The organism is Bacillus sp. AFS001701 (assembly GCF_002559405.1).
Lineage (GTDB): Bacteria > Bacillota > Bacilli > Bacillales > Bacillaceae_G > Gottfriedia.
The window spans coordinates 1-819 of sequence record NZ_NTZO01000595.1; the positions used below are offsets into that span (position 1 = coordinate 1).

Sequence of the window (819 nt, forward strand, 5' to 3'; positions counted from 1 at the left end):
AAATCATATCCACCTTTATAAACATCTTTTAAGTCAGGGTGATTATAGTCAATCCCAGTGTCAAGGACACCTACTTTTATACCCTGTCCTTTAATGTCTTCACTGTGTAATCGATCTACTCCTAAATGTGGAAGTGCTGGTGGTATTGTTTTTCCAGCTGATTTCTTTAGTGTTGATAACTCATTTTTTGGCAAGCGAACTTCATTATCCTTCCAAATTCGTTTTACGACCCCAGTTTGTAGAAGTGTATTAATTTGATTCGTAGGAATTGTCATTGCCATCCCATTAAATACATTCTCATATGTTTGTTTAATATCAAATTGGAAAGCTTGTTGATTGAATGTTCGGCTTGATGCTTGGCTTGATTTTTGTTTGGATGCCTTCTCATTGAAAAGTTCAGTTAATCGCTGTTTAAAAAACGCTTGTTCGCCTCTTACTTTTTGTTTTTTTTCTTTTGGTGATGCTTTTGATTTTGTTTGTTTGGTCTCTTCTAGTGGCGATATTTTTAGTTCAACGATGACATTCGCAGTCTTATCCTTTAATGATAGTAAACCTGGATCAATAATAAAGCCTTCTTGAGGTGTTAAGCGCTTAATCGATTGTCTCTGCTCATCTGTCAGTCCCTTTAAGGTGGATTCTACAGAGTTCGAAGTTGCATAAGATTTTTTTTGAGGTATTAAATAAGATGTAAAAAAGCTTGTCGTTAATACACTTGTTACCATTACGTTTAGCATTTTCTTCTTTCTAATCTTCATTTCCATGCTCTCCTTCTACTAGCTTTAGTTAAATAAGTAAAAAAATGATTAAGTAGATAAATCT

At 33.9% G+C, this 819-nt stretch carries 1 protein-coding gene; it reads right to left on the minus strand.

What is annotated here, in order from left to right:
* On the minus strand, positions 1-755 hold a 755-nt coding region (locus CN514_RS23690; RefSeq protein ID WP_176526056.1), incomplete at its 3' end, for a protease inhibitor I9 family protein.
* Positions 756-819: the final 64 nt, after the last annotated feature.